The following is a 23,567-nucleotide window of genomic DNA, read 5'->3' on the forward strand; positions in this document are numbered from 1 at the left end:
ATTCACACTTTAAAACAACTTTAGCATAATGATATATTCTTTTAACAGACATATACCGATAGTTCACGAGAGTAGTTTTGTACATCCGCTGGCGGCGGTTACTGGTAATGTCATTATTGGTAAAAATTGCTACATAGGCCCAGGTGCCGCAATACGTGGTGATTGGGGTGAGATCATTCTTGAAGATGGTGTAAACGTACAAGAAAACTGTACGGTACATATGTTTCCAGGTAAAAGTATACGCTTTCGCGAAAGCGCACATATAGGTCACGGAGCCGTCATACACGGAGCAAACCTAGGGCGTAACTGCTTGATAGGGATGAATAGCGTGATTATGGATGATGCTGTTATAGGTGATGAATGTATAGTAGGTGCAATGGCATTTGTAAAAGCCGAAAGTGTTTTTGAATCTCGCCAGCTCATCGTAGGAAATCCTGCAAAGGTTATTAAAGAGGTTACAGATCAAATGATAGCTTGGAAAACTGCAGGAACAAGGTTATACCAGCAGTTACCTGCAGATTGTCACGAGAGTTTAAGAGAGGTGGAGCCTTTACGAGAGATACCCCTAGACAGACCAGAGCAAGAAGATTTTTATAAAACGCTGCAAGATTTTAGAAAAGAAAACTAAAACAAGGAACTCAAGTCTAGCCTATTAGTTTCCTTACTACTTGATAGTACAATGTGACTTTGTAAATTACCTATGTATGGGAGCAGGGTAAGCTTTGTGATGATAAAGCGCTCATAGGCTTCTATATCTTCAACCACAAGTTTGAGTAGGTAGTCAAAACCTCCACTCACACGGTGACACTCTATTACTTCTGGAAAGCTGTTTATCTCATTTACAAATTTCTCTAGGTAACTACGCGTGTGTCCTTGCAGCGATATAGCGATAAAGACGGTTTGTTTAAGCCCAACTTTTTTTGCATTTATACGAGCAGAGTAGCCATCTATTAATCCTTCTTTTTCTAACTTTTTAATACGTTCAAAAATGGGCGTTGTAGACTTACCTAGCTTTTCTGCCAAGGCTTTTACCGTTTGGTTAGAATCCTCTTGTAGTAATATGAGTAATTGCTGGTCTGTAGCATCTAGTCGCATAATAAATCACTTTATTTAGACTGTAAAGATGAGCTATTTAGAATAAAAAAACAATAAATAAGATAAGATAGTGGTTTATTCTATTATGAAAGTATAAAGTAGATTTTATTAATAAAATTAGCTTATTCTGTAGTAATTTGTATGGATATAGAAATACCTATACTTATGAGCGCTACATCTTTATTAATGCCCAAAATGGGAGAGTCTATCACTGAGGGAACCATCATAAACTGGCTTGTTGCCGAGGGTGAATCTTTTGAAGAAGGTGATATCCTTGTAGAGATTGCTACAGATAAAGTAGATAATGAGGTGCCTGCTACCAGCGCAGGTGTGATGCAAAAGCATCTTTATGATGCAAATGCCGTTGTTGCCGTAGGCGAGCCTATCGCAACCTATCTAGCACAAGGAGGAGATGCAGAAAAAGCTATCAACCCTTCAGAAAAGAAAGAAGCGCAGCCTACTAAAGCGCAAACACCAAAAAAACAAGCAAAACCAAAAGTAGCACCAGCTACAAGAGCAATTGTCTCAAACGAGAATGTCTTTGTGAGTCCGCTTATAGATAGTATTGCGCGCAAGCATCATATATCTTATGAAGAAATCGCTAGAATACCTGGTACGGGTACTAAAGGCAGATTAAGAAAAAAAGATATAATGCAATATATAGATGACGGTAGGCCATTTCAATTTGCACAGCCAGTAGCTCAACCAGATCCAGATGCTTATAAAATACCAAATCTTAAACTCGATAAGGGTAAAGGTAAAATAGTAGAGATGGACCGTATGCGCCAGATGATTGCAGATCATATGGTCTACAGTAAGCATACCAGCCCGCACGTGACCGCATATGTAGAGGCAGACTTAACAGAGATGGTACAATGGCGTAATGATAATAAGGTTGCCTTTCAAGAAAAACACGGTGAGCGTCTTACGTTTACACCTCTTTTTGTGGAAGCCGTTGCAAAAGCCGTCGAAGAGTTCCCAATGATCAATGTTTCTGTAGATGGTAAAAATATCATTGTCAAAGAAGATATAAATATAGGTATGGCGACTGCATTACCCTCTGGAAACTTGATTGTACCAGTAGTAAAAAATGCAAATCAAAGAAACCTTGTAGAAATCGCAGCAGAGGTAAACAGACTTTCGTCACTTGCTAGAGAAAACAAACTAGGGGGTGATGATGTAAAAGGAAGCACCTTTACCATAAGTAATGTAGGGACCTTTGGGAGTGTGATGGGAACACCTATTATAAACCAACCGGAGGCTGCGATTCTTGCCACAGGGATTATTAAGAAAAGAGCCGAGGTAATGGAACGCCCAGAAGGTGATACCATAGAGATACGCCAGATGATGTACTTGTCTCTAAGTTTTGACCACCGTATAGTAGATGGTTATCTGGGCGGGAGCTTCTTGCGTAAAATAGCAGATCATCTCGAGCAGTTTGATACCACTAGAGCATTATAAAAACCAACCACCACGCCACTGCATAACGCGGTGGTAAACACCTATTGCTATGAAAATAGAAGTCATAAAAACTACAAATTCTAAACTAGCGAGTATAGATTTTGATAACATCCCACTAGGAAGAACCTTTACAGATCATATGTTTATCTGTGATTATGAAGATGGTAAGTGGCAAAACCCCCGTGTAGAACCTTTAGCAATGATACCTACACACCCCGCGGCAATGGCGCTTCACTATGGTCAAGCAATTTTTGAAGGGATGAAGAGTACGCTTTCGCGAAAGCGTGAACCCCTACTTTTTAGACCATATGAAAATGCTGCCCGTCTTAACGCGAGTGCTGAGCGTATGGGGATGCCGGCATTTCCAGAAAATCTTTTTGTAGACGGTTTAAAAGCGCTAGTTAGTATGGAGCAAGACTGGATTCCGCCGGTAGATGGTAGTGCATTATATTTAAGACCATTTATGTATGCAGATGAACCTTTTATAGGGATGCGTGCAGCCACTAGTTATAAGTTTATCATCATAGGCTCACCAGCAGGACCATTTTTTACAAAGCCTGTAAAGCTTTGGGCAGAAAAGCATTATATACGTGCTGCCAGTGGAGGAACTGGAGAGGCAAAAGCCGCAGGAAACTATGCTGCCGCCATACGCCCTACAGAGATTGCAAAGTCTAAAGGATATGATCAAGTGCTATGGCTAGATGCACAGGAGCACGCCTACATACAAGAAGTAGGTACAATGAATATTTTCTTTAAAGTAGATGGCAACTTTATAACGCCTACTCTAGACGGTTCTGTACTGCACGGTATCACTCGTAAAAGTGTGATAGATGTTTTAAAGCACAAAGGCTATACGGTTACAGAGCGTAAAATAGCTATACAAGAAATAAAGGAAGCTGCAGCACAGGGAAGGCTTGAAGAAGCTTTTGGTACAGGTACTGCAGTAGGTATTGCTCATATACAAGAAATAGGTTGGGGTGATGATGTAATACCTGTTTCTACAGAGTTCCCTGTAGGTAAGGCGGTAAATGATATGCTTAACGATATCAAAACAGGGGGCGAAGATCCTTTTAACTGGATGACACCGGTACTTTAATAATAGTTTACTACAGCACATTAATACATTGTAAGATGAATAAGGAGGTATTAAAAAAAGCATTTCATAACGTAAGTACGGCGAAAGCACTCACAGAGTTATATGAAGAAAATTTTAAGGTGGTATCAAAGTATGTACACGCTACAAGCCGTGGTCACGAGGTGATACAAACCGCTATAGGGATGCAGTTGCAACCACAAGATTATGCTTTTCCTTACTACAGAGATGATAGTATGCTACTTGCCATAGGGATGAAGCCTTATGAGTTAATGTTACAAGTGCTAGCAAAGAAGGATGATCCATTTTCGGCGGGGCGTACGTATTACTCGCACCCAAGTTTACGAGATGATGATAAGCCTAAAATACCACACCAGAGTAGTGCTACAGGTATGCAAGCCATACCAGCAACGGGTGTTGCAATGGGTTTTTATTATAAAGAAGGACTGTCTGAAAAGCTTTCGACAGTGCTCAATGAGACAGAAAATGTAAGTTCCAGCACAGAAGCCCCTTTTGTGGTTTGCTCACTAGGAGATGCATCTGTGACTGAGGGTGAAATCGCCGAAGCATTCCAGATGGCAGCGCTCAAGCAGTTACCTATCTTATATTTAGTACAAGATAACGGCTGGGACATCTCTGCAAATGCTGCCGAGACCCGTGCTCAAAATGCATTTGAGTACGCACAAGGTTTTCACGGTCTTGAAGCAGTAACTATAGACGGGACAGATTTTGAAGAGAGTTATACAACGCTCGAGAAGGTCATTAAGACCATCAGGACAGAGCGTAGACCATTTTTAGTACACGCAAAAGTTCCTCTGCTTAATCACCATACCTCTGGCGTGCGTATGGAGTGGTACAGAGATGATTTAGAAGAGGCACAAAGCCGCGACCCGTATCCAAAAATGATTGAGCTACTACTCAATAATGGATTTGATAAAAAAGAGATTGAGGAGATGACCGCTTTCGCGAAAGCGGAAGTCCAAAAAGATTTTGACAAAGCACAACAAGCCGAAGATCCCGTTCCAGCAGACTTATTTACACACGATTTTGCCCCAACACCTATCACCGAAGAGCGTGGCGAGCGCTCTCCAAAGGATGGGGAAAAGGTTGTGATGGTAGACTGTGCATTGTTTGCCGTAGAGGAGCTTATGCGTAAACATCCAGAATGCTTGATGTATGGTCAAGATGTAGGAGGTAGACTGGGAGGCGTTTTTAGAGAAGCGGCGACACTTGCTCAAAAATTTGGTGATAACCGTGTTTTTAATACACCTATACAAGAAGCTTTTATCGTAGGGTCTACAGTAGGAATGAGCGCCGTAGGGCTCAAGCCTATTGTAGAAGTTCAATTTGCAGATTATATATGGCCAGGCCTCAATCAACTATTTACAGAGGTGTCTCGATCGTGTTACTTGAGTAATGGTAAATGGCCAGTCTCAATGATTTTGAGAGTACCTATAGGAGCTTATGGTTCTGGAGGGCCGTATCACTCATCTTCTGTTGAGAGTGTGGTGACTAACATACGCGGTCTTAAAATTGCATATCCTTCTAATGGAGCAGACCTTAAGGGACTTCTTAAGGCGGCTTATTATGATCCTAACCCAGTTGTGATTTTTGAGCACAAGGGGCTCTATTGGTCTAAGGTAAAAGGAACACAAGGCGCTACATCTGTAATGCCAGATGAAGATTATGTGCTTCCTTTTGGGAAAGCAAATGTGCTACAAGAAATCTGGAAGCAAGAAGATGAAGAAACAATTTCTATCATCACTTACGGTATGGGTGTACACTGGGCTATGAATGCTAGTGCAGAGCTAGGGCTACAAGATAGCGTTGAGGTGGTAGATTTAAGAACATTACATCCGTTAGATTATGAGACGGTATTTAAGTCTGTAAAAAAATGTGGTAAATGTCTTGTTATAACAGAAGAGCCTTCTAATAATGGCTTTAGCAGAGGATTGCAAGGAAGTATACAAGAAGAATGTTTTCAATATCTAGATGCGCCAGTAATGCTCATAGGATCTGAAAATATGCCAGCAATACCGCTCAATAGTGTGTTAGAACAAACGATGATACCTAGCACTGAGAAGGTAAAGAAAAAGATACAAGAGCTAATTGCTTACTAGTATAGCTAGCGTGAGTAATAAGAAAAGCACCCAGATGGGTGCTTTTCTTATTGTTACTAATAAAGTATGAGTTAGTTACCTGCAACTTGTGGTGGGTATACTTCCATAATTTCTTGTACGATGAGGTTAATGCGCTCCTCACGTTTGTTTACATCTCCAGATACGAGTGGTGCTGTACCTTGCCCTTGCCATATAAGTTGTTTCTTATTTGCATCTATAAGGTCTATGTACAATGTTCCTTGCGTAGTTCTTGAGACGGTATTGCTATTAAAGCCGTTATTCCATCCCCAAGGGCCGCCCCAGAAGCCGCCTCCCCAGCCCCAACCACCGTTGAAGCCAAAGTTGTTTTGATATACATCCACACGCTCTTTTGCTTTTGTAAAGATGCTTACAAGCACAGCTGGGTTGCTAGATTTTGTAAAACCTTTTGCGAGCATTTGTGCCTCTACGGCGCGTAGCACACGTTTTTTATCAAGATCAGATATCTCTGCTTTATCTATACCTGGCTTGTAGAAGGCAAATGTTTTGTAATCACTAAAGTTTGTGTCTTTGTCGTAGTCTGATGCTACGCGCACGGTGCTACAAGAAGCGAGTAATAATACGGCTCCTAGTAAGGGTAAAAGTCTTAATGCTTTCATAGTAGTTTTTTTAAATGTTATTAAATAAATCTTCTTCTACAATATTTGGTATGGTGACCTTAAGATTTGGTTCGATTTCCATTGCTCTTTTTATGGCAAAAACAGCACCTTCATTACGAGCCCAACTTCTTCTTGCAATTCCGTTGTTTACATCCCAGAAAAGCATTGATTGTAAGCGTCTTTCGGCTTCCTTACTACCATCAATTACCATACCAAAACCACCATTTACAACTTCGCCCCAGCCTACACCACCACCATTGTGAATACTCACCCAAGTAGCACCTCTAAAGCTATCACCTATTACATTGTGAATTGCCATATCTGCCGTAAAGCGACTGCCGTCATAAATATTACTCGTCTCGCGGTAAGGAGAGTCTGTACCAGATACATCGTGATGATCACGACCTAATATAACTAATCCTATCTCGTTGCGAGCAATAGCACCGTTAAAGGCTTGTGCGATTTTTGCACGTCCCTCTGCATCTGCATAGAGTATACGTGCTTGTGAGCCTACTACGAGCTTGTTTTGTTGTGCGCCTTTTATCCAGGTAATGTTATCTTGTAATTGCTGTTTTATTTCTGGTGGAGCATTTACTGCTAGTTTTTCCAGAACATCGCAGGCTATGGCATCTGTTTTTGCAAGGTCTTCTTCCTTTCCAGAAGCACAAACCCATCTAAAGGGTCCAAAACCATAATCAAAACACATAGGCCCCATTATGTCTTGTACATAGCTGGGGTATTTAAAGTCAATGCCATTTTCGGCGAGTACATCTGCTCCTGCACGGCTGGATTCTAGTAAAAAAGCATTTCCGTAATCAAAAAAGTAGGTGCCCTTTGCGGTGTGTGCATTTACTGCTGCGGCGTGACGACAAAGGGTGGTTTTTACGCTTTCGCGAAAGCGCTCTACATCATTTGCCATCATATCATTTGCCTCCTCAACAGTGTATCCCATAGGGTAGTAACCACCAGCCCAAGGATTATGTAAAGAGGTCTGATCGCTACCTATATCAATCTTTATATTGTGCTCATTAAAAGCCTCCCATACTTCTACCACATTACCGTGATATGCGATGGAGACCGTCTCCTTATCAAGTTGTGCCTGCTGTACACGGGTAACGAGAGCTGTTGTGTTGTTAATTATTTCATCTACCCATCTTTGTGAGTGCCTAGTGTGTACCGCTTTTTTATTTACCTCTGCACATATGGTGATACAGCCTGCAATATTACCAGCCTTAGGCTGTGCCCCAGACATACCCCCTAATCCAGAAGTGACAAAAATCCCTCCCTTGGGTGATTTGCCTATTTTTCTAAAAGCGTTAAGAACAGTAATTGTGGTGCCGTGTACAATGCCTTGAGGACCTATGTACATATAGCTGCCAGCCGTCATCTGGCCGTACTGGGTGACGCCTAGGGCGTTGTATTTTTCCCAGTCGTCTGGTGCGCTGTAGTTAGGAATCATCATTCCGTTTGTGACAACTACTCTAGGTGCTTCTTTGTGAGATGGGAACAAGCCCATAGGGTGACCAGAGTACATAACCAGTGTTTGCTCATCTGTCATCTGAGCGAGATATTGCATCGTGAGGCGATACTGAGCCCAGTTTGAAAAAACTGCTCCATTACCACCATAAGTGATAAGTTCTAGCGGGTGCTGTGCCACAGCGTGATCTAGATTGTTCTGAATCATAAGCATAATAGCTGCCGCTTGCTTAGATTGAGCCGGATATTCTTCTATAGGTCTCGCATATATTTTATATTCTGGAGTAAAACGATACATATAAATGCGGCCATACGTTTCTAGTTCATTTTTGAATTCAGGTAATAGTGTTGCGTGATGCTGGGGTTCAAAATAGCGCAGGGCGTTTTGAAGTGCGAGTTTCTCTTCACTGGGAGAGAGTATCTTTTTTCTTTTTGGGGCGTGGTTTATAGCTGGGTCATATTCCTTTTGTGTAGGAAGTACTGCAGGAATCCCTTCAAGTATTTGTTGTTGAAATGTCATAAGTAGTGATATTAAGTAAGTACTAGTTTAAAAACTCTTACTCACACACTATGGATAACGTATATCTACTCTATGGTAGCTTCTATAAACACACTTACGATATAAGAGTAGCAGTCTATCCATTTTGAGTATTTGTCTTTTTACTATAGCCATAAGGGCAATGACGGCAGCCACTCTCACAACAGTATCCTCTTTTGAGATGATACTGTTGTGTAAAACATCTATAGCCTTCTGGCGTTAAGTAATAGTCGCCGTCTTCTATAGGGATATGTTTTTTTAAGTAAGACATATACAAAGATAAGGATACGGCACAAACTTTGAATACAGCTTAACCTGTTAACAATGCGGTAGATAAATATATGGCTGGCGTTGTTCTTTAAAAAAGATATTAAAGTACTTTTGACCTATGTTTTTTGTTGTAAATAAATACTTGTTGCGCAGGCGCTTTGTGGGAGTTACACTCTGGCCATTTATTGTTATGCGCACACCAGATCTTAAAAAGGATGAGGTATTTATTAATCACGAAAAAATACACATAAGACAGCAAGCCGAGATGCTGGTGATTCCTTTCTTTATATGGTATGCAATAGAGTACCTATACAGGCTTATACAGTATAGAGATAATTATGTGGCATATCTTAATATAAGTTTTGAGCGAGAGGCTTATGCTCGTGAGTGTGAAATTAATTATCTTAGAGAACGCCCGTTCTGGAGCTTTATAGCTTATTTATAAACTTGTGAATTTTACTTCAAAAAATCAATTTGTCTTTGAGCAAAATGGCTGTACGCTTTTCATAAAGCGTGAGGACGAGTTACACCCCACCGTTTCTGGTAATAAGTTTAGAAAGCTTAAGTATAACCTACTTCAAGCCAGAGCACTTGGTCACGATACATTACTCACCTTTGGTGGTGCATACTCAAATCATATTGCTGCAACCGCGGCGGCGGGTAAACTAGAAGGTTTTAAAACTGTAGGGGTTATAAGGGGTGAGGAGTTGGGCCGTGATCTTAAAAAAACACTAGCTCAAAACCCTACGCTTGCATTTGCCCACTCTTGTGGGATGGAATTTCATTTTGTTACTAGGGCTGAGTATAAGGAGAAGGATAAATTACGCTTTCGCGAAAGCGTAAAAAAAACCTTTAATAACCCATTTATTATACCCGAAGGAGGTACAAATGCGCTTGCAATAAAAGGATGTGAAGAGATTCTAACTACAGAGGACAGTCAGTTTGATTATATAAGTTGCCCTATAGGAACGGCGGGTACGATATCTGGTATCATAAATAGTGCTGGTAAACATCAAAAGGTACTTGGTTTCCCCGCGCTAAAAGGAGATTGGGTACGTGATGAGGTAGCACAATATGTGGATAGTGAGCAATGGGAAATCATAGCCGACTATCATTGTGGAGGATATGCAAAAGTAAATAGAGAGTTAATCACTTTTATAAATGACTTTAAGGAAGCATACGGCATTCCGCTTGATCCTGTGTATACGGGTAAGATGCTTTTTGGGCTTTCAGACTTGATGAATCGTGGGTATTTCCCAGAGAATTCTCGTATTTTAGCCATTCATACGGGAGGTTTACAAGGCATCTCGGGTATGAATACTCGACTTGCAAAAAAGGGACTCCCACTCATACAATAGATTTATGTTAAAAAGATTAACTGTACTTCTGGTAATAGCAATTATTACAGTGGGTTGCGGTGGTTCAAAAAAGGCGACACGCAGCACAAAACGCACAAAAAAAATTCGCACGGTTGAGAGGACTAACTCAGAGCTAGATGTAGAAGAAGCTGCCACACCAGATGATAATCTTGATAATGGTGTAAATCCTGTTCCAAAGGGTGGTGTAGACGGTTATATAGAACAATATGCTGCCATTGCAAAAGAAGAGATGGAGCTTTACGGCATCCCGGCATCTATTACGCTAGCACAAGGAATTCTAGAATCTGGTGCAGGAAAAGGGGAGCTTGTAAAAAAGGCAAATAATCACTTTGGTATAAAATGTCACGACTGGAAAGGTCAAAAAGTATATCACGATGACGATACGCAAGGTGAGTGTTTTAGAAAATATAGCTTACCAAAATTCTCATATAGGGATCACTCTTTATTCTTAACTGGACGCAAGCGATACACAGACCTCTTTAAACTACCAAAAGACGATTATAAAGGCTGGGCAAAAGGACTACGTAGAGCAGGGTATGCAACAGATAAAAAATATCCTCAAAAGTTAATAAGTCTTATAGAGCGTTATAAGTTATATACGTACGACGGCGAGGTACTAGGTAAGCCTGTAGAAGATTATAAGAAAGTAACAGATAATAATAACCAGCACACTGTAAGGAAGGGTGAAACGCTGTATCGTCTAGCAAAAAAGTATGACGTAACTGTAGACCAACTTAAAGAATGGAATGGTATCGATGGCGATAATATCTTTGAAGGGCAGGTGTTATACATCAAGCCGTTTGATAGAGGGTATTAAATTTTTAGTAAGGCATAAAGGAAAAAAGCACTCTAGCAGAGTGAAATATATAGCATATGATTTATAAGAGAAGTAGTGAGTTATTTGTAGCGGCTCAAAAAGTAATACCAGGTGGAGTAAACAGCCCAGTAAGAGCTTTTAAATCTGTAGGTGGTGATCCTATTTTTGTAAAAGAAGCAAAAGGAGCTTATTTATATGACGAGGATGGTCGCAAGCTTATAGACTATATCGCATCGTGGGGGCCTATGATATTAGGTCACGCGCATAAGCCTGTGGTAGATGCCGTAGTGCAAAAAGCTCAAAAAGGAACCTCTTTTGGAATGCCTACAGAGATAGAGACAAAAATAGCAGAGCTTGCTATCTCAATGGTACCAGGTATAGATAAAATACGTTTTGTAAATAGTGGTACAGAGGCTTGTATGAGTGCGGTACGACTTGCGAGAGGGTTTTCTGGAAGAGAGAAAATTATAAAATTTGCAGGTTGCTACCACGGTCACTCTGACTCATTTTTAATACAAGCCGGGAGTGGTGCAGTGACTTTTGGCTCTCCTAATAGTCCGGGAGTAACTACCGGTACGGCAAAAGATACTTTACTAGCAGACTATAACAATCTTGATCAAGTAAAAGCGCTTTTTGCAGCAAACCCTGGAGAGATTGCAGCCATTATTATAGAGCCTGTTGCAGGTAATATGGGGTGCATACTCCCAGCCGAAGGCTTTTTACAAGGACTTCGAGAGCTGTGTGATGCAAATGGAACACTGCTCATATTTGATGAGGTGATGACCGGCTTCCGCCTTGCAAAGGGAGGTGTTCAAGAACTTATGGATGTGCAAGCAGATATTGTAACCTTTGGAAAAGTAATAGGAGGTGGTCTCCCTGTAGGAGCATTTGCAGCTCGAGCAGAGATTATGAGTCACCTCGCACCAGAAGGTCCCGTTTACCAAGCTGGTACACTTAGTGGTAACCCGCTAGCGATGGCTGCAGGTCTTGCTATGCTTACAGAACTTAATGAGAACCCAGAAGTATTTACAAGCCTTAAAGACAAGACCGAGTATTTACATAAGGGTATAGAGCAGGCACTTACAGAAAGCGGGGTGACTTTTACAATAAATAGACTAGGGTCTATGATCTCTGTGCACTTTGCAAAAGACGCTGTAGTAGATTTTAAAACTGCGGCCGCTGGAGATAATAATACCTTTAAAAAATTCTTTCACGGTTTACTTGCAGAGGGTATTTATATAGCACCTAGTGCTTATGAGAGCTGGTTTTTAAACGATGCACTGTCTTATCAAGATCTTGATGATACAATTGCTGCTGTAGCAAAGGTGAGTAAAACCTTATAAGTTTACATAAAAAAGAAAACGGCATCCTAACTAAAGGATGCCGTTCTCAAACCAAATTAATCAATCAATAAAAACATTATTTACCACGCTGGCCTCTACCACGTTTGCCACCGCGTCTTCCTTCACCTTTGCGCTTTGCGCTCATCTTCTTAAACTGCTTAAATTGGTCTTCAGATAAGATACTTTGCATCTCCTGTTGCATAGCAATTTGCTTATCTAGACGTTCATTTGACTTAGCAAATTTTTGCTCTTTTGTAAGCTCAGGTTTTTCTGTTTGAGCTTTGCGAGCTTCCATCGCTTGCTTGCGGTCTTTTGCTTGTGCAAGTAGTACATTATACACTTTTTTAGACTGGTTATCGTCTAGAGCAAGTGCTAGGGTCATTTTCTTAGTTTTAAGCGTAGCCATTTGTTCTACAGTAAGGTCTTTTCCTTTTCTGTCTTCTCCGCCTCTTGGTCCTCTTTGTGCAGACATTGATATAGTAGCTAGTACTAAAAATGCCATTATTAACTTTTTCATATTCTTTATTTTTTTAATTACTGAACACTTATATGACTGTGTAAAATGCACAAAGTTTAATCCATTTTTATTTTTAGGATTTATTTGTGATTTGTTACGCTTTCGCGAAAGCGTATATATCTTCATTAATTTATGAACTCTAGAGTAGTCTGGTAACGAGAATTTTTTACATAAAAAAAGCCGACTGTCAACAACAGCCGGCTTATATGGGAAGGGGAAATCTTAGGGGTAAATTATCCCTTATTTAGGGTCAAGTATTAAATTGATACGCTCTACAAGATCTTCTGTGTGAATGCGACTCATACGATCACGCAGTCTGCTGTTTTGTAAATCACGTTTAAGATCTTTAAGCTCTGCACGTACTACGGCTCTAATGTCACTCTGGCTTACATCAATAGAAGTTCTAGTGCTAAAACGGCTAGAAGCTCCTTGCTCTCTAGTCATTAAGTATGCTAGACGCTCTACATATGCACGCTGTAAGTTACGGCGGTAGATGTCTATGGTGCTTCTTGACTTTAACTCACTAAAGAGGCCATCACGAGTATCTTCCATCATATCCATAAAGGTATATGCACTGTTGCCATTAAGAGTTTCGTTCTCTAGCATACGTCCCATTCTTCCAAAATCTAGAAGGTTGTTAAGCGTTCTAGTCTGGAAACGTCTTATACGTTCTACACTACCTGCATTTTCTATTTTATCAAAAATATTTGTGTCTAGTAACCACTCTGGTGTCTCAAAAAGATTTTTTTGTAAGAAGGTAAGTGCTTCTTTTTGTTTCTCTTTAGGTACGTGTGTATATACAGCTCCATCTTGATCATATGTTTTATACATCTCATACACACCACCTACATTTGCGGCAACGTGACCCATATAGCGGTTATACTGAGAGAGTACTTGACCATACATTTTATCTAGCTCATCATAGTTTTGGCCCTCTTCGGCAGTCCAAGTGATAAGGTTAGGTACAATACGTTTAAGGTTTGCAATACCGTAAGCACTAGCTTTCATAGCATCATCACCTAGATCTTCTGTTTGAGAGCTAGGGTCTATAACGCCTCTTTGCTGCCTCCCAAAACGGTACATAGGATCTCCAGCGTGCTCAAGTATCCAGCTGTCTAGGGTTTTCTTTTCGTCTTCGGCACTTTTTGCCTCAAGTATAGGACGGTATCCCCACTTAATAGCATACTTGTCATAAATACCTATGTTAGGCATCAAGGCTACATCACCGTCACCTGGTTGTGCGATATAGTTAAAACGAGCATAATCCATAATAGAAGGTGCTGTTCCATACTTTTTTGTAAACTCAGGATCACGTAAATCGTCTACAGCATATGCGACACTACTTCCCATATTGTGAGGAAGGCCTAGTGTGTGACCTACCTCGTGAGAACTCACAAAACGAATTAATCGTCCCATAATCTCATCTTTAAACTCGTTAGATCTTGCTTCTGGATTAATCGCTGCTGTCTGTACAAAGTACCAGTTATGTAATAAGGTCATAACATTATGGTACCAGTTTATATCACTTTCTAAAATTTCTCCAGATCTAGGATCACTCACGTGAGGTCCATTTGCATTAGGAATAGGAGACGCAAGGTAGCGCACTACACTATAACGTACATCTTCTGGGCTCCAGTCTGGATCTTCTTCTACAGAAGGAGGATCTGCCGCGATAATGGCATTTTTAAATCCAGCAGCTTCAAAAGCTACTTGCCAGTCTTCTATACCTTGTTTGATATATGGCACCCATTTTTTTGGTGTTGCTCTATCTATATAATAAACGATTTGCTTTTTAGGCTCAACAAGCTCGCCTCTTTTAAAGGCTGCCATATCTTCGTCCTTAACTTCTAATCTCCATCTGTCTAAGTAACGTATGGTTTTACTTTTTTGTAAATCTAGACCGTAATCTGTTTGGCCGCGTCCAAACCACCCTACACGCTCATCAAACATACGGCGTTGCATAGGTACTTCTGGTAATAAAATCATAGAGTTACTCATCATAAGTGAGAGTGTACCCGTAGCATTATTAGACGGTAATGCGCTACCGCTGTATGTTTTTACGGTACGTACTTCTATGTTTTGCGGGTAACTTCTTATTGTATCTATGTAAGAGCGCTTTGCATCTAGCTTAGACACTTTAAGACTTTTACGACGTCTCTGTGGTAAACCGAGTGGTTTAACATCTGTTTCAAATAAAGGGCTCGCGTCTATCACAATATTCTTATTGCCAGAAACAGAGTCCTTTTTATATGCCTTTACATCAAAAGCATACAGTACCGGCTCAAAATTACTGTTCTTTACAGCCTCAGAGATAGGAAGAGAGTCTGCGGCATAAATTTGATGTGACACCACACGTAGTAACACCTTTTTATCTTTTACTTCCCAGCGTAGTACAGAGGTGTTTTGTTTTCCTCCCCCAAAGCCAAGTCCTGTGGCAGTCTTTGCAATACGAGTGACCATAAGCATCTCGCGCCCCATCAATGTGTCTGGAATCTCATAAAAGTACTTGCCGTCTAGTTTATGTACGGTAAAGAGACCTTCGTCTGTTTTTGCTTCTTTTGTGATTACTTTGCCATAAGGTTTTATGGCACCTTTCTTGTCTTTTTTTGCAGATTTTGAGGCACTTGCCTTACTGGCAACTTTAGATTGTGATGCGCCACAACTTGCAATTGTAATAGCTAGTAGTGTAGCAATTACGTAGGATAATTTTCTATTCATTCAATTGGATGTTTTACAAGGGTAAAAGGTACTGCCCAGAACCCGCCTATCTTGTTAAGAAAATCATAACAAGTGAAGGGTAGTGTCATAAAGTGGTGTATTGTCAAGCTTAGATTTTATCCAGGCAAAAAAGCTCACCATAAAGATGTCTTCTTCTTTGAGGGTGGAGGTGGTAAAGTTATTTTTTACGCTTTCGCGAAAGCGGTCTTCATCTATCACGAGAGGATTGTTATGCATAGCCGTGTAAACTGCAATAAAAGAATGTAACCTCGCCTCAGAGCGAATAATAGATTTATGCTTGCGCTTAAAACTTCTCAAAGTAGCGTGCGCTAGGTCTACATACTCTAGTTCATAATAAATAATAAGGGTGATAAGATCTCTTTTTATTAACCAGTCTTTGCCTAATTGCGTCTCATACCATTGGTCTGAGTGTTTTAATTTATTAAGCTGGCCTAAGGCTTCTTTATATAAACCTTGCTGGGTGAGAAAAACAACAAGCGCTAGTCTGGTGTCTGGGTGGGATTTTCCTTTAGTATTTTTTATGTATTCTTCTAAAGAGGTGATGGCGGTTGTATAACTGCCACTATAATTCATAACAAAACTGTGTATGAGTAGGTAGCTTTCGCGAAAACGGGATTCCCATTTTCTTCTATCTGCACCTATTTGCTCGTCCATAAGCTTGAGATATGAGTGAGCCTGTGTAAAATCACGCACTCTAAAATGTGCATTTGCCATAAAATAGAGGACCTGTATATGGTAAAAACGATGCTTTGCAGCAACGTGATCCTTCTGCTCTATAAGTTTATAAACCTTTGTTATAAACGGTAATGCCTTGCTAAAGTTATGATCTAGATGTGCTGCTGTATTAATAATCTCAAGGAGTTGGTAGAGGGACTTATAGGTAAGATCTTTTTGTATGTCTATTTTAAAATCTGCTAGAATTTGTTCTATAGTTTCTTGTACGCCTTGTTGTAATAGGGCTGTGTTAAACTGGACGGTTCTCTTAATGTGAGCATATGCCATATTGAGCCTTTCTTGCTGTAAAAAGAGCTTGTGACACTGCTGTGCCGCTGCCACAAGCTCAGGTAGATCTTGCTCAGGGTGAAGGTGGCTGTATTGTATTTGTGTATGATATGCCTCGACTAGTGCTGTGTAGAGGTCTAGTTGTTTTGCTTTTTTAATAGCTTTTTTGAGTAGTTTATGGGCAGGGTCAATCTGGTCTTGCTCATAAAGTATACGTGCTGTAAGTATCCACTTAAAGATGGTCATATCTTCTGAGGTTTCTGTCTCAAAACTGCGTGTAGCAATAAAATCTATGAGTGAGTCTTGCAGTCGCTTTGATAATGCGTGATAGGCATTTCTGTTTGACGAGCCATATAATGTGGTGATGATATCATTTACAGGTACTCCTTTACGCAAGAGCATATAGAGATCTATGTTTTTTGTGTCCTTTCTTTTATTTCTGGAGCGTATGTATTGTATAAAAAGATCACTTTCTTCTTTAGAAAAACTAGTAATAATAGAGAATAATGACATTTTATATCGTAAGTTATATGTGGGTAAAGGCTTATTTTAATTGTATAAATGTAATATTAGTATATTATATATCGTAAGCAATAATGAAATTATTGATTTTTTGATGTGAGGTTGGGTTGCATCTTTGACCTCGTTAAACAACAACAAAACATTATGGAAAATCAATTTGAAACACCAGTAACTGAGAAGAAAGTAAAAGAAAAACCTTCATTTTCAAATAAGCCTACCGGCGCTTTTATAAGTGCATCTTGGAGTGCCTTATTTGTTGGGATGATATCGTTCTGTGTAGGTTTATGGAACGCAGATATGTATCTCAATGAAAAAGGATATTATTTTACAATTTTACTCTTGGGTCTTTTTGCAGTAGTCTCTGTGCAAAAAAGTGTACGCGATAGGCTAGAGGGAGTACCTGTTACAGACATTTATTATGGCATAAGTTGGTTTGTGACCATTATTTCAATCTTATTACTCGTAGTAGGTTTATGGAACGCAGATCTAGAGTTAAGTGAAAAAGGTTTTTACGGGATGTCATTTACGCTAAGTCTCTTTGCTGCTATTGCAGTTCAAAAAAACACGAGAGATGTAAAATTTATAGATAATCAAGAAGATAAGTAACAAAATGCGGTGCTCTAGGGCACCGCATTTTGTTGTTTGATAACCCGATGCTCCCTAGGGAGTGTTGGGTTTATTATTTAAAATTAATAGTACAAGAGGAAGATGTGCCAAACCATCGTACCCTATTGCGAGAAGCCGTACGGTATACAAAGTCTCTAAGCATTCTAGGTATAAAAGCGAGTAAGGCGGCAACACGCTGCCACTTTGGTATTTTTGATACAATCTTTAAAAATCCATCAGAGTGTGTGTGCAATACATTATTATCTATAAGAATTACCGTGTCTAGACTATCTGTAGGTCTGTTGTTATCTCTCAAAATATGTTGACCTCTAGGAGATTGATACGCTACAAATTCAAAGAGATCTGCTGGAGCAAATTTTAACAACCACCCCACAACGCCATTGCAAAGGTTACACTCTCCGTCAAAAATTATAAGGCTCTTAGTAGCTGGACTCTTCATAGTAAATCAATTTTGTAATTAACCATTGAGTCGAAAAAAAATAGTAAACTTTTCAAAAACAGTTTTTTAAGAGTAGGTTTCTATTTTTTAATGAGTAGCTTGGTCTTATGATTTTTGAGCCACATATAGCAGAGGTAAAAAAGCACATAGACCATTATTGGATTGTAAAAGATGCTGCGCTCTTGTCTATGGGAAGCCCCACAATGTATGCATACCCTGGCATTACTCCAGATATGATTATTGTGCTAGATGGTCATTACACAATGAGCTATATGGGTAAAACCTATACATCTAATAGAAGCAAGCTGTATAGCTTTATTCATAAGGAAGTGGTTGTAGATCTCTCGCATCTTAAAAGTTGTATCATCATAAAATTTAAAAGCAGGGGACTGTCTTCGCTCAAACCATTTTTAGATCTCAAGACAGAAGCCATTATGAAAGACAGCGTCGCCTTTGCAGATGATGTTTTTGGGATGGATGTCGAGCTACTTAAAATTCATCTACTTACATTATCACCTTCAGAAATTGCAAGCGAATTAGATCAATGGTTTGCAGAGAGGTATAAAAAGGAGCGAGAAGGTTTTGTAGTAGCAATGGCACAAGAAGTGAGTGCTAGTTGTGATATACAAACTATTATAAAGGCTACAAATTACTCCTATTCTACACTAGAGCGTCACTTCAAGAGGGATACAGGTCTCACTCCAAAAAAGTTTCAATCACTCCAGCGATATAAAAAAGCCATACGAGAGTTATATGTCACTCGCAATAGCGACTGGCAGCATTATGTAGTAAAGTATGGATATTACGATCAGAGTCATTTTATTAAAGAGATAAAAAGATATACAAATCATACACCGTCGCAACTCTTAAAGACACCATCTTTTATAGAAGTAAGACCTAACTACTTTTGACGAAAATTTACAATGACCGCTTTCGCGAAAGCGTAATCTTTGTAAAAAATAACACGAATGAAATATATCCCATACCTAATTGCACTTTGTTTTATAACCCTAAGCTGTAACAGTACACAAGAGGTAAACTATACTCAAGATACTGATAAGCAGCTGCAATTTTTTCTAGATGACACTTTTACTGATACAAAGCAAGATGTAACCGGTGTCTCATTATCTGTAATTGCCCCTTTTGCCGAAATAGATTTTTCTGGAGCGGCTGGATATGATAGTATAGATAAGGATGCGTTGTTAAAGGCAAACCAGCCTTTTAGAATAGCGAGTGTGACTAAGGTATTTGTAGCCGTGGCTATATTACGTCTGTATGAGCAAGGAGAAGTATCGCTAGAAGATGCTATCTCAAAATATATCTCTGAGGAGCATATCGCATTACTTAAAAAGGGCGGTTATGACCCAGATAAAATAACTATACGCCACTGTCTAGGTCATACAAGTGGTTTATATGATTATGCAGAGGGAGGGCCAGAATATATAGAAGCCGCCTCAAAAACTCCAAACAAAATATGGAGCCGTACAGAGCAAATACAATTTGCAATAGATAATGGGAGTCCTTATGCTGCTCCCGGAGAAGAAAATAATTATAGCGATACAGGTTATATCTTACTTGGCGAAATCATAGAGCGCACAACTAAGCTTGATCTTGCGGCTGCACTTAGGTCATTACTTAAGTTTGACGATCTAGGTATGACTTCTACCTATTTACAAAGTCTAGAAGAACCTACGCAAGAGTTACCACAAGAAGTACATCGCTATGTAGGTAGTCTTGATGCTACAAAGTGGCATAACTCTGTAGATTTATATGGAGGAGGTGGTCTGGTTTCTACTACAAGAGATTTAAGTGTATTTCTTCAAGCGGTTTTTAATAATCGTGTTTTTGAAAATAAAAATACCTTAGACACAATGCTATTACTAGATGGCAGGTATAAGGAAGGAAATATCCCTAAGCAGCGTCTAGGTTTTGATAGCTATTACAGTAAAAAACTAGACGTAGAGACCTATTTGCATTCTGGTTTTTGGGGAACACTGTTTGTTTATATCCCCAGTTTTAATGCTAGTATAGCAATAAATAATACACAAGATGGTGATGTAGATGGTGATGTGTTAACAAACGTAATTTATTACCTGCAGTGGCTAGATAAACAACCCAGTGGTAAAATGTAATATCATTATTGCATTACAAGTAAGTCGTTCCATTGTTGATTAATAGCGTGATGCTTTTTTAAAAACTCCTCTGGTTCCATTAAAAAGTAGCTAGGGTCAAAGTCGTAAATAAAAAGCTGGCTTTTAACATCAGTATATCCACTAGACCAGGTAGCATCGCATACATACCATTTCCCGTCAAGTCGTACGCTATTCCACGCGTGATTTGCAATAAGTTTCCCATTTGATTTAAATGTACTTGTAGGGTCATACCCATTTATGACCTCACAAGTAATTCCAGATAATAGGGCAAGCTTTTTTATTAAATAGGCATATCCCGTACACAGGGTTTCCTTATCATTAACTAACGTTGTAAGAACTTCTTGCTTAAATAAAGAACGCTTGGCATCTGAGTAACTTTTATCCAGATACATCTTCTTGCTCTTGCGTGTAAGTGCATCATTGCCTTTTATATTATGAGTAACCCAGTAATAGATTGCTCTAAATTTTTCAACATCTGTAGTAAGCGTTGAGGTGAGTTTGTGGCTTAATAGTGGGAGATTGTATAATTCTTCACCTTCAAGAAGTGATGCCTTATAATCGGCAGTTGTAAAGTCAATGTGTGCAAAGTCTGAGCGCTGTGCACTTGTCACAGTTGTGAAGATGAAGAATATAAAGAACGTAAGCTTGTACATAAAGTTACAGAGATTTAGGTATAGCTTTCTTTTGGGCAGGTGCGGTTCTCAAAGCCCCTACTATAACAATGGCTGTACCTTCTAAAAATGGTTCGATGTACGTAGTGCCACGTTCAATTTTTACCTCCATATCTTCAAAAGCCATTGAGCTTACAATAAGAATATCATTATCCTTAAGCGGTTGCGGAAAGGTAAAAGCGCCATCGTCATCTGCCATAACACCTATGTTTGTTCCTTTGAGAACGATTGCCGCTCCCGGTACAACGCTATTATGTGTTTTTACTACGCCAGATACCGTGCGCTCTACAGCTTGTGCTTGTGCTGTTTGAGATGTAAACACGAGGGCTAGCATCATACAGATAGTCGTAATGGCGCCTGTTACCTTCTTCTTTGTTGTGATGTGTTTTGTTTTCATAATAAATGTGTTTTTGTTTATATCAAAACTATGGGGAGATGCCCTTTCTTAAAATTATAAATGCGCAAATGCCAGTTATATGACTGTAAACTGTCCTTTTCACTTAGGGAAGTATAATGCTGCTAGGTGTAAGTACGCTTTCGCGAAAGCGTAATAAATACCCATAAACTCATATTATGAAGGTGTAGTTATCAATTATAACATTGAGCACATCACTAAAAATAAGAAAACCCCTGCCGATAGACAGAGGTTTTATATAGTAAGAAAGGCGATTGCCTTAGTCTGCGATGGTTACAAATAAACCATCATCTGTTTTTGAAACTTTTGCGGCGCCCATTTTTGTAAGTCCTTTTATTCCTTTATCCCAAGCCTTGTTACTTAATCCGGCAGCTGTCTTTAAAACACTAAGCTCCTGCGGACTTTCCTTTTTGAGTAGTTCATAAATGGCTTTTTCATTTTCATTAAGGTCAAGAGCTTTCTTCTCTGGTTTCATCTGTGGGAAGAAAAGTACTTCTTGTATAGACTGGTTATTTGTTAAGAACATTATTAAACGATCCATCCCTATTCCCATACCTGATGTAGGTGGCATTCCGTACTCTAATGATCTTAAGAAATCATAATCTATAGAGGCTGTTGCCTCATCATCACCTCTCTTTGCAAGTTCTAGCTGTGCTTCAAAACGCTCTCTTTGATCTATAGGGTCGTTAAGCTCTGAGTATGCATTTGCAATTTCTTTACCACATACCATAAGTTCAAAACGCTCCGTAAGCTCTGGGTTGTCGCGGTGCTCTTTACAAAGCGGACTCATCTCTTTAGGGTAATCTGTAATAAAGGTAGGCTGTATGTAGTTACCCTCGCACTTCTCTCCAAAAATCTCATCTATGAGTTTTCCTTTACCCATTGTATCATCTACCTCGATACCCATACCCTCTGCAGCGGCGCGTATCTCATCTTCGGTCTTACCGTTAATGTCAAAACCTGTGAAGTGCTTGATACTATCTGCCATAGTAACGCGGGCATATGGAGCTTTAAAGTCTACCTCGTGCTCTCCAAAGGTAGCCTCTGTTGTGCCATTTACTGCAATGGCACAAGTCTCTAGTAATTGCTCACAGAAGTCCATCATCCAGTTGTAGTCCTTATAGGCTACATAAATTTCCATTGCGGTAAATTCTGGATTGTGCGTACGGTCCATTCCTTCATTTCTGAAGTTTTTTGAGAACTCATATACTCCTTCAAAACCACCTACAATAAGACGTTTTAAGTATAACTCATTTGCAATACGCATATATAATGGCATATCTAGTGAGTTATGGTGCGTTATAAATGGTCTTGCAGCTGCACCACCTGCGATAGGTTGTAATACTGGTGTCTCAACCTCAAAGTATCCTGCGTCGTTAAAGAAATTACGCATTGCGTTAAAGAGCTTTGTACGTTTTACAAAAACTTCTTTTACGTGCGGGTTTACAGTAAGGTCTACATATCGCTGTCTGTAACGCATCTCTGGATCTGTAAATGCATCGTGCACTTTACCTTCATCATCTGTACGTGGTTGTGGTAATGGCTTGAGTGCTTTACTTAATAGCGTGAAGTCTTTTACTAGCACAGTGATCTCTCCTACCTTAGTGGTAAACATCTCACCTTCTATGCCTATAAAGTCTCCTATGTCAAGAAGCTTTTTATAAACCTCGTTATACTTAGATTTATCTTCTCCTGTGCAGATTTCATCACGGTTAAAGTATACTTGTATGCGACCTTCACCGTCTTGTATTTCGGCAAAAGAGGCATTTCCTTGTATACGTCTTGACATTAGCCTTCCAGCCATTACTACTTTTTCACCTTCTGTGTAGTCATTTTTCGCTTTCGCGGAAGCGTGAGTCACGTGGTATTGTGCTGCGGGATAGGGGTTGATTCCTATTTCGCGTAAGCGAGATAATTTCTGGCGGCGTACTTGTTCTTGTTCTGACAGTTGCATACGGTAATTTTTAAGCTTGCAAAGATAGTCATAGCAGGGTCAGAAATGAAATGCTTGTAACAATTCTAATAATATGTAGACATATTAAGTACATCAATCAAGCGTTACCTTTGTGGTAATCTATCAAAACCAATTTATATGAGTATCTGGCGTGTCTTACTAGCCATCTTTTTTCCGCCCCTTTCTGTTATAGGTAAAGGGTGTGGGTCTGTATTAATAGTTTTCTTACTTTGGCTCTGTGGCTGGGTGCCTGGCGTGATTGCAGCACTCGTTATTTTAAACAATCCCAAAAATTAAA

General features: G+C 39.6%; 23 protein-coding genes. 12 read left to right on the forward strand and 11 right to left on the reverse strand.

Features of this window, described 5'->3' with window-relative positions:
• Nucleotides 1-28 precede the first annotated feature (28 nt).
• Nucleotides 29-628 (forward strand): transferase hexapeptide repeat family protein, encoded by a 600-nt coding sequence (locus tag MED134_RS11550; protein ID WP_038599264.1) that lies wholly within the window; start codon nt 29-31, stop codon nt 626-628.
• On the opposite strand, the gene MED134_RS11555 is transcribed toward MED134_RS11550, so the two are convergent.
• Nucleotides 625-1,095: an Lrp/AsnC family transcriptional regulator gene (locus tag MED134_RS11555; RefSeq protein ID WP_038599266.1), complete on the reverse strand. Its 471-nt coding sequence runs from the start codon at nt 1,093-1,095 to the stop codon at nt 625-627. The genes MED134_RS11550 and MED134_RS11555 overlap by 4 nt on opposite strands.
• A 141-nt stretch (nt 1,096-1,236) precedes the next feature.
• On the opposite strand from MED134_RS11555, the gene MED134_RS11560 reads away from it, so the two are divergent.
• Genes MED134_RS11560 through MED134_RS11570 form a run of 3 tightly spaced genes read left to right on the forward strand, consistent with a single transcriptional unit; the run spans nt 1,237 to nt 5,769 of the window.
• Nucleotides 1,237-2,556 (forward strand): dihydrolipoamide acetyltransferase family protein, encoded by a 1,320-nt coding sequence (locus MED134_RS11560; protein WP_237747112.1) that lies wholly within the window; start codon nt 1,237-1,239, stop codon nt 2,554-2,556.
• Nucleotides 2,557-2,605: 49 nt separating this feature from the next.
• Nucleotides 2,606-3,652, forward strand: a complete 1,047-nt coding sequence (locus MED134_RS11565; protein WP_038599270.1) for a branched-chain amino acid aminotransferase — start codon at nt 2,606-2,608, stop codon at nt 3,650-3,652.
• A gap of 35 nt (nt 3,653-3,687) precedes the next feature.
• Nucleotides 3,688-5,769, forward strand: coding sequence for a thiamine pyrophosphate-dependent enzyme (locus MED134_RS11570; protein WP_038599273.1), 2,082 nt, complete (start codon nt 3,688-3,690; stop codon nt 5,767-5,769).
• Nucleotides 5,770-5,840: 71 nt separating this feature from the next.
• On the opposite strand, the gene MED134_RS11575 is transcribed toward MED134_RS11570, so the two are convergent.
• The 3 genes from MED134_RS11575 to MED134_RS15280 form a co-directional block, all read right to left on the reverse strand.
• Nucleotides 5,841-6,407, reverse strand: a complete 567-nt coding sequence (locus MED134_RS11575; protein WP_038599275.1) for a DUF4136 domain-containing protein — start codon at nt 6,405-6,407, stop codon at nt 5,841-5,843.
• A 10-nt stretch (nt 6,408-6,417) separates the two neighbouring features.
• Complete coding sequence (locus MED134_RS11580; protein ID WP_038599277.1) at nt 6,418-8,403, reverse strand: urocanate hydratase; 1,986 nt, start codon at nt 8,401-8,403, stop codon at nt 6,418-6,420.
• A gap of 115 nt (nt 8,404-8,518) precedes the next feature.
• A complete protein-coding gene (locus MED134_RS15280; protein ID WP_158407710.1) occupies nt 8,519-8,692 on the reverse strand; it encodes a DUF5522 domain-containing protein in 174 nt (57 codons plus the stop codon).
• A gap of 117 nt (nt 8,693-8,809) precedes the next feature.
• Here MED134_RS15280 and MED134_RS11585 point away from each other — a divergent pair, with 117 nt between their 5' ends.
• From MED134_RS11585 to hemL, 4 genes are read left to right on the forward strand one after another with little or no spacing between them, the layout of a single operon-like run.
• Nucleotides 8,810-9,136: a hypothetical protein gene (locus MED134_RS11585; protein WP_038599280.1), complete on the forward strand. Its 327-nt coding sequence runs from the start codon at nt 8,810-8,812 to the stop codon at nt 9,134-9,136.
• A gap of 4 nt (nt 9,137-9,140) precedes the next feature.
• The gene (locus tag MED134_RS11590) at nt 9,141-10,049 is read left to right on the forward strand and encodes a 1-aminocyclopropane-1-carboxylate deaminase/D-cysteine desulfhydrase (protein ID WP_052084226.1); all 909 of its coding nucleotides are present in this window, start codon (nt 9,141-9,143) and stop codon (nt 10,047-10,049) included.
• A 4-nt stretch (nt 10,050-10,053) separates the two neighbouring features.
• Complete coding sequence (locus MED134_RS11595) at nt 10,054-10,887, forward strand: glucosaminidase domain-containing protein (protein ID WP_035327328.1); 834 nt, start codon at nt 10,054-10,056, stop codon at nt 10,885-10,887.
• A 56-nt stretch (nt 10,888-10,943) separates the two neighbouring features.
• Nucleotides 10,944-12,230 (forward strand): glutamate-1-semialdehyde 2,1-aminomutase, encoded by a 1,287-nt coding sequence (gene hemL, locus MED134_RS11600; protein ID WP_038599287.1) that lies wholly within the window; start codon nt 10,944-10,946, stop codon nt 12,228-12,230.
• Nucleotides 12,231-12,306: 76 nt separating this feature from the next.
• Here hemL and MED134_RS11605 read toward each other — a convergent pair whose 3' ends face one another.
• The 3 genes from MED134_RS11605 to MED134_RS11615 form a co-directional block, all read right to left on the reverse strand.
• On the reverse strand, nt 12,307-12,747 hold the full coding sequence (locus tag MED134_RS11605; protein ID WP_038599290.1) for a hypothetical protein: 441 nt from the start codon (nt 12,745-12,747) through the stop codon (nt 12,307-12,309).
• Nucleotides 12,748-12,987: 240 nt separating this feature from the next.
• Nucleotides 12,988-15,465, reverse strand: coding sequence for a zinc-dependent metalloprotease (locus tag MED134_RS11610; protein ID WP_038599293.1), 2,478 nt, complete (start codon nt 15,463-15,465; stop codon nt 12,988-12,990).
• A 63-nt stretch (nt 15,466-15,528) separates the two neighbouring features.
• Nucleotides 15,529-17,001 carry a tetratricopeptide repeat protein gene (locus tag MED134_RS11615; RefSeq protein WP_038599297.1) on the reverse strand — a complete coding sequence of 491 codons (1,473 nt, stop codon included), beginning with the start codon at nt 16,999-17,001 and terminating at the stop codon, nt 15,529-15,531.
• A 153-nt stretch (nt 17,002-17,154) separates the two neighbouring features.
• On the opposite strand from MED134_RS11615, the gene yiaA reads away from it, so the two are divergent.
• The gene (gene yiaA / locus MED134_RS11620; protein ID WP_038599300.1) at nt 17,155-17,616 is read left to right on the forward strand and encodes an inner membrane protein YiaA; all 462 of its coding nucleotides are present in this window, start codon (nt 17,155-17,157) and stop codon (nt 17,614-17,616) included.
• A gap of 73 nt (nt 17,617-17,689) precedes the next feature.
• Here the strand turns inward: yiaA and MED134_RS11625 are convergent, their stop codons facing one another.
• Nucleotides 17,690-18,076, reverse strand: coding sequence for a thiol-disulfide oxidoreductase DCC family protein (locus MED134_RS11625; protein WP_038599303.1), 387 nt, complete (start codon nt 18,074-18,076; stop codon nt 17,690-17,692).
• Nucleotides 18,077-18,183: 107 nt separating this feature from the next.
• Between MED134_RS11625 and MED134_RS11630 the strand changes: the two genes are divergently transcribed.
• The gene (locus MED134_RS11630; protein WP_038599307.1) at nt 18,184-18,987 is read left to right on the forward strand and encodes a helix-turn-helix domain-containing protein; all 804 of its coding nucleotides are present in this window, start codon (nt 18,184-18,186) and stop codon (nt 18,985-18,987) included.
• Between the two features lie 57 nt (nt 18,988-19,044).
• A complete protein-coding gene (locus MED134_RS11635; RefSeq protein WP_052084227.1) occupies nt 19,045-20,208 on the forward strand; it encodes a serine hydrolase domain-containing protein in 1,164 nt (387 codons plus the stop codon).
• A 5-nt stretch (nt 20,209-20,213) separates the two neighbouring features.
• Here the strand turns inward: MED134_RS11635 and MED134_RS11640 are convergent, their stop codons facing one another.
• The 3 genes from MED134_RS11640 to lysS form a co-directional block, all read right to left on the reverse strand.
• Nucleotides 20,214-20,882, reverse strand: coding sequence for a transglutaminase domain-containing protein (locus tag MED134_RS11640; RefSeq protein WP_052084228.1), 669 nt, complete (start codon nt 20,880-20,882; stop codon nt 20,214-20,216).
• Between the two features lie 4 nt (nt 20,883-20,886).
• Nucleotides 20,887-21,297 (reverse strand): carboxypeptidase-like regulatory domain-containing protein, encoded by a 411-nt coding sequence (locus tag MED134_RS11645; RefSeq protein ID WP_038599310.1) that lies wholly within the window; start codon nt 21,295-21,297, stop codon nt 20,887-20,889.
• A gap of 277 nt (nt 21,298-21,574) precedes the next feature.
• Nucleotides 21,575-23,269 carry a lysine--tRNA ligase gene (gene lysS / locus MED134_RS11650; protein ID WP_038599313.1) on the reverse strand — a complete coding sequence of 565 codons (1,695 nt, stop codon included), beginning with the start codon at nt 23,267-23,269 and terminating at the stop codon, nt 21,575-21,577.
• Between the two features lie 138 nt (nt 23,270-23,407).
• Here lysS and MED134_RS14970 point away from each other — a divergent pair, with 138 nt between their 5' ends.
• Nucleotides 23,408-23,566 (forward strand): YqaE/Pmp3 family membrane protein, encoded by a 159-nt coding sequence (locus MED134_RS14970; protein ID WP_081965011.1) that lies wholly within the window; start codon nt 23,408-23,410, stop codon nt 23,564-23,566.
• Nucleotide 23,567: the final 1 nt, after the last annotated feature.

The organism is Dokdonia sp. MED134 (assembly GCF_000152925.2).
Classification (GTDB): Bacteria; Bacteroidota; Bacteroidia; order Flavobacteriales; family Flavobacteriaceae; genus Dokdonia.

Bases quoted from the DNA above. Each gene is read 5' to 3' on its own strand.
- MED134_RS11585 (WP_038599280.1), top strand. From the start codon at position 8,810: ATGTTTTTTGTTGTAAATAAATACTTGTTGCGCAGGCGCTTTGTGGGA.
- MED134_RS11630 (WP_038599307.1), top strand. From the start codon at position 18,184: ATGATTTTTGAGCCACATATAGCAGAGGTAAAAAAGCACATAGACCAT.
- MED134_RS11605 (WP_038599290.1), bottom strand. From the start codon at position 12,747: ATGAAAAAGTTAATAATGGCATTTTTAGTACTAGCTACTATATCAATG.
- MED134_RS11625 (WP_038599303.1), bottom strand. From the start codon at position 18,076: ATGAAGAGTCCAGCTACTAAGAGCCTTATAATTTTTGACGGAGAGTGT.
- MED134_RS15280 (WP_158407710.1), bottom strand. From the start codon at position 8,692: ATGTCTTACTTAAAAAAACATATCCCTATAGAAGACGGCGACTATTAC.
- MED134_RS11570 (WP_038599273.1), top strand. From the start codon at position 3,688: ATGAATAAGGAGGTATTAAAAAAAGCATTTCATAACGTAAGTACGGCG.
- MED134_RS11635 (WP_052084227.1), top strand. From the start codon at position 19,045: ATGAAATATATCCCATACCTAATTGCACTTTGTTTTATAACCCTAAGC.
- lysS (WP_038599313.1), bottom strand. From the start codon at position 23,269: ATGCAACTGTCAGAACAAGAACAAGTACGCCGCCAGAAATTATCTCGC.
- MED134_RS11615 (WP_038599297.1), bottom strand. From the start codon at position 17,001: ATGTCATTATTCTCTATTATTACTAGTTTTTCTAAAGAAGAAAGTGAT.
- MED134_RS11595 (WP_035327328.1), top strand. From the start codon at position 10,054: ATGTTAAAAAGATTAACTGTACTTCTGGTAATAGCAATTATTACAGTG.
- MED134_RS11575 (WP_038599275.1), bottom strand. From the start codon at position 6,407: ATGAAAGCATTAAGACTTTTACCCTTACTAGGAGCCGTATTATTACTC.
- MED134_RS11565 (WP_038599270.1), top strand. From the start codon at position 2,606: ATGAAAATAGAAGTCATAAAAACTACAAATTCTAAACTAGCGAGTATA.
- MED134_RS11550 (WP_038599264.1), top strand. From the start codon at position 29: ATGATATATTCTTTTAACAGACATATACCGATAGTTCACGAGAGTAGT.
- MED134_RS11555 (WP_038599266.1), bottom strand. From the start codon at position 1,095: ATGCGACTAGATGCTACAGACCAGCAATTACTCATATTACTACAAGAG.
- MED134_RS11560 (WP_237747112.1), top strand. From the start codon at position 1,237: ATGGATATAGAAATACCTATACTTATGAGCGCTACATCTTTATTAATG.
- MED134_RS11580 (WP_038599277.1), bottom strand. From the start codon at position 8,403: ATGACATTTCAACAACAAATACTTGAAGGGATTCCTGCAGTACTTCCT.
- MED134_RS14970 (WP_081965011.1), top strand. From the start codon at position 23,408: ATGAGTATCTGGCGTGTCTTACTAGCCATCTTTTTTCCGCCCCTTTCT.
- MED134_RS11640 (WP_052084228.1), bottom strand. From the start codon at position 20,882: ATGTACAAGCTTACGTTCTTTATATTCTTCATCTTCACAACTGTGACA.
- yiaA (WP_038599300.1), top strand. From the start codon at position 17,155: ATGGAAAATCAATTTGAAACACCAGTAACTGAGAAGAAAGTAAAAGAA.
- MED134_RS11610 (WP_038599293.1), bottom strand. From the start codon at position 15,465: ATGAATAGAAAATTATCCTACGTAATTGCTACACTACTAGCTATTACA.
- hemL (WP_038599287.1), top strand. From the start codon at position 10,944: ATGATTTATAAGAGAAGTAGTGAGTTATTTGTAGCGGCTCAAAAAGTA.
- MED134_RS11645 (WP_038599310.1), bottom strand. From the start codon at position 21,297: ATGAAAACAAAACACATCACAACAAAGAAGAAGGTAACAGGCGCCATT.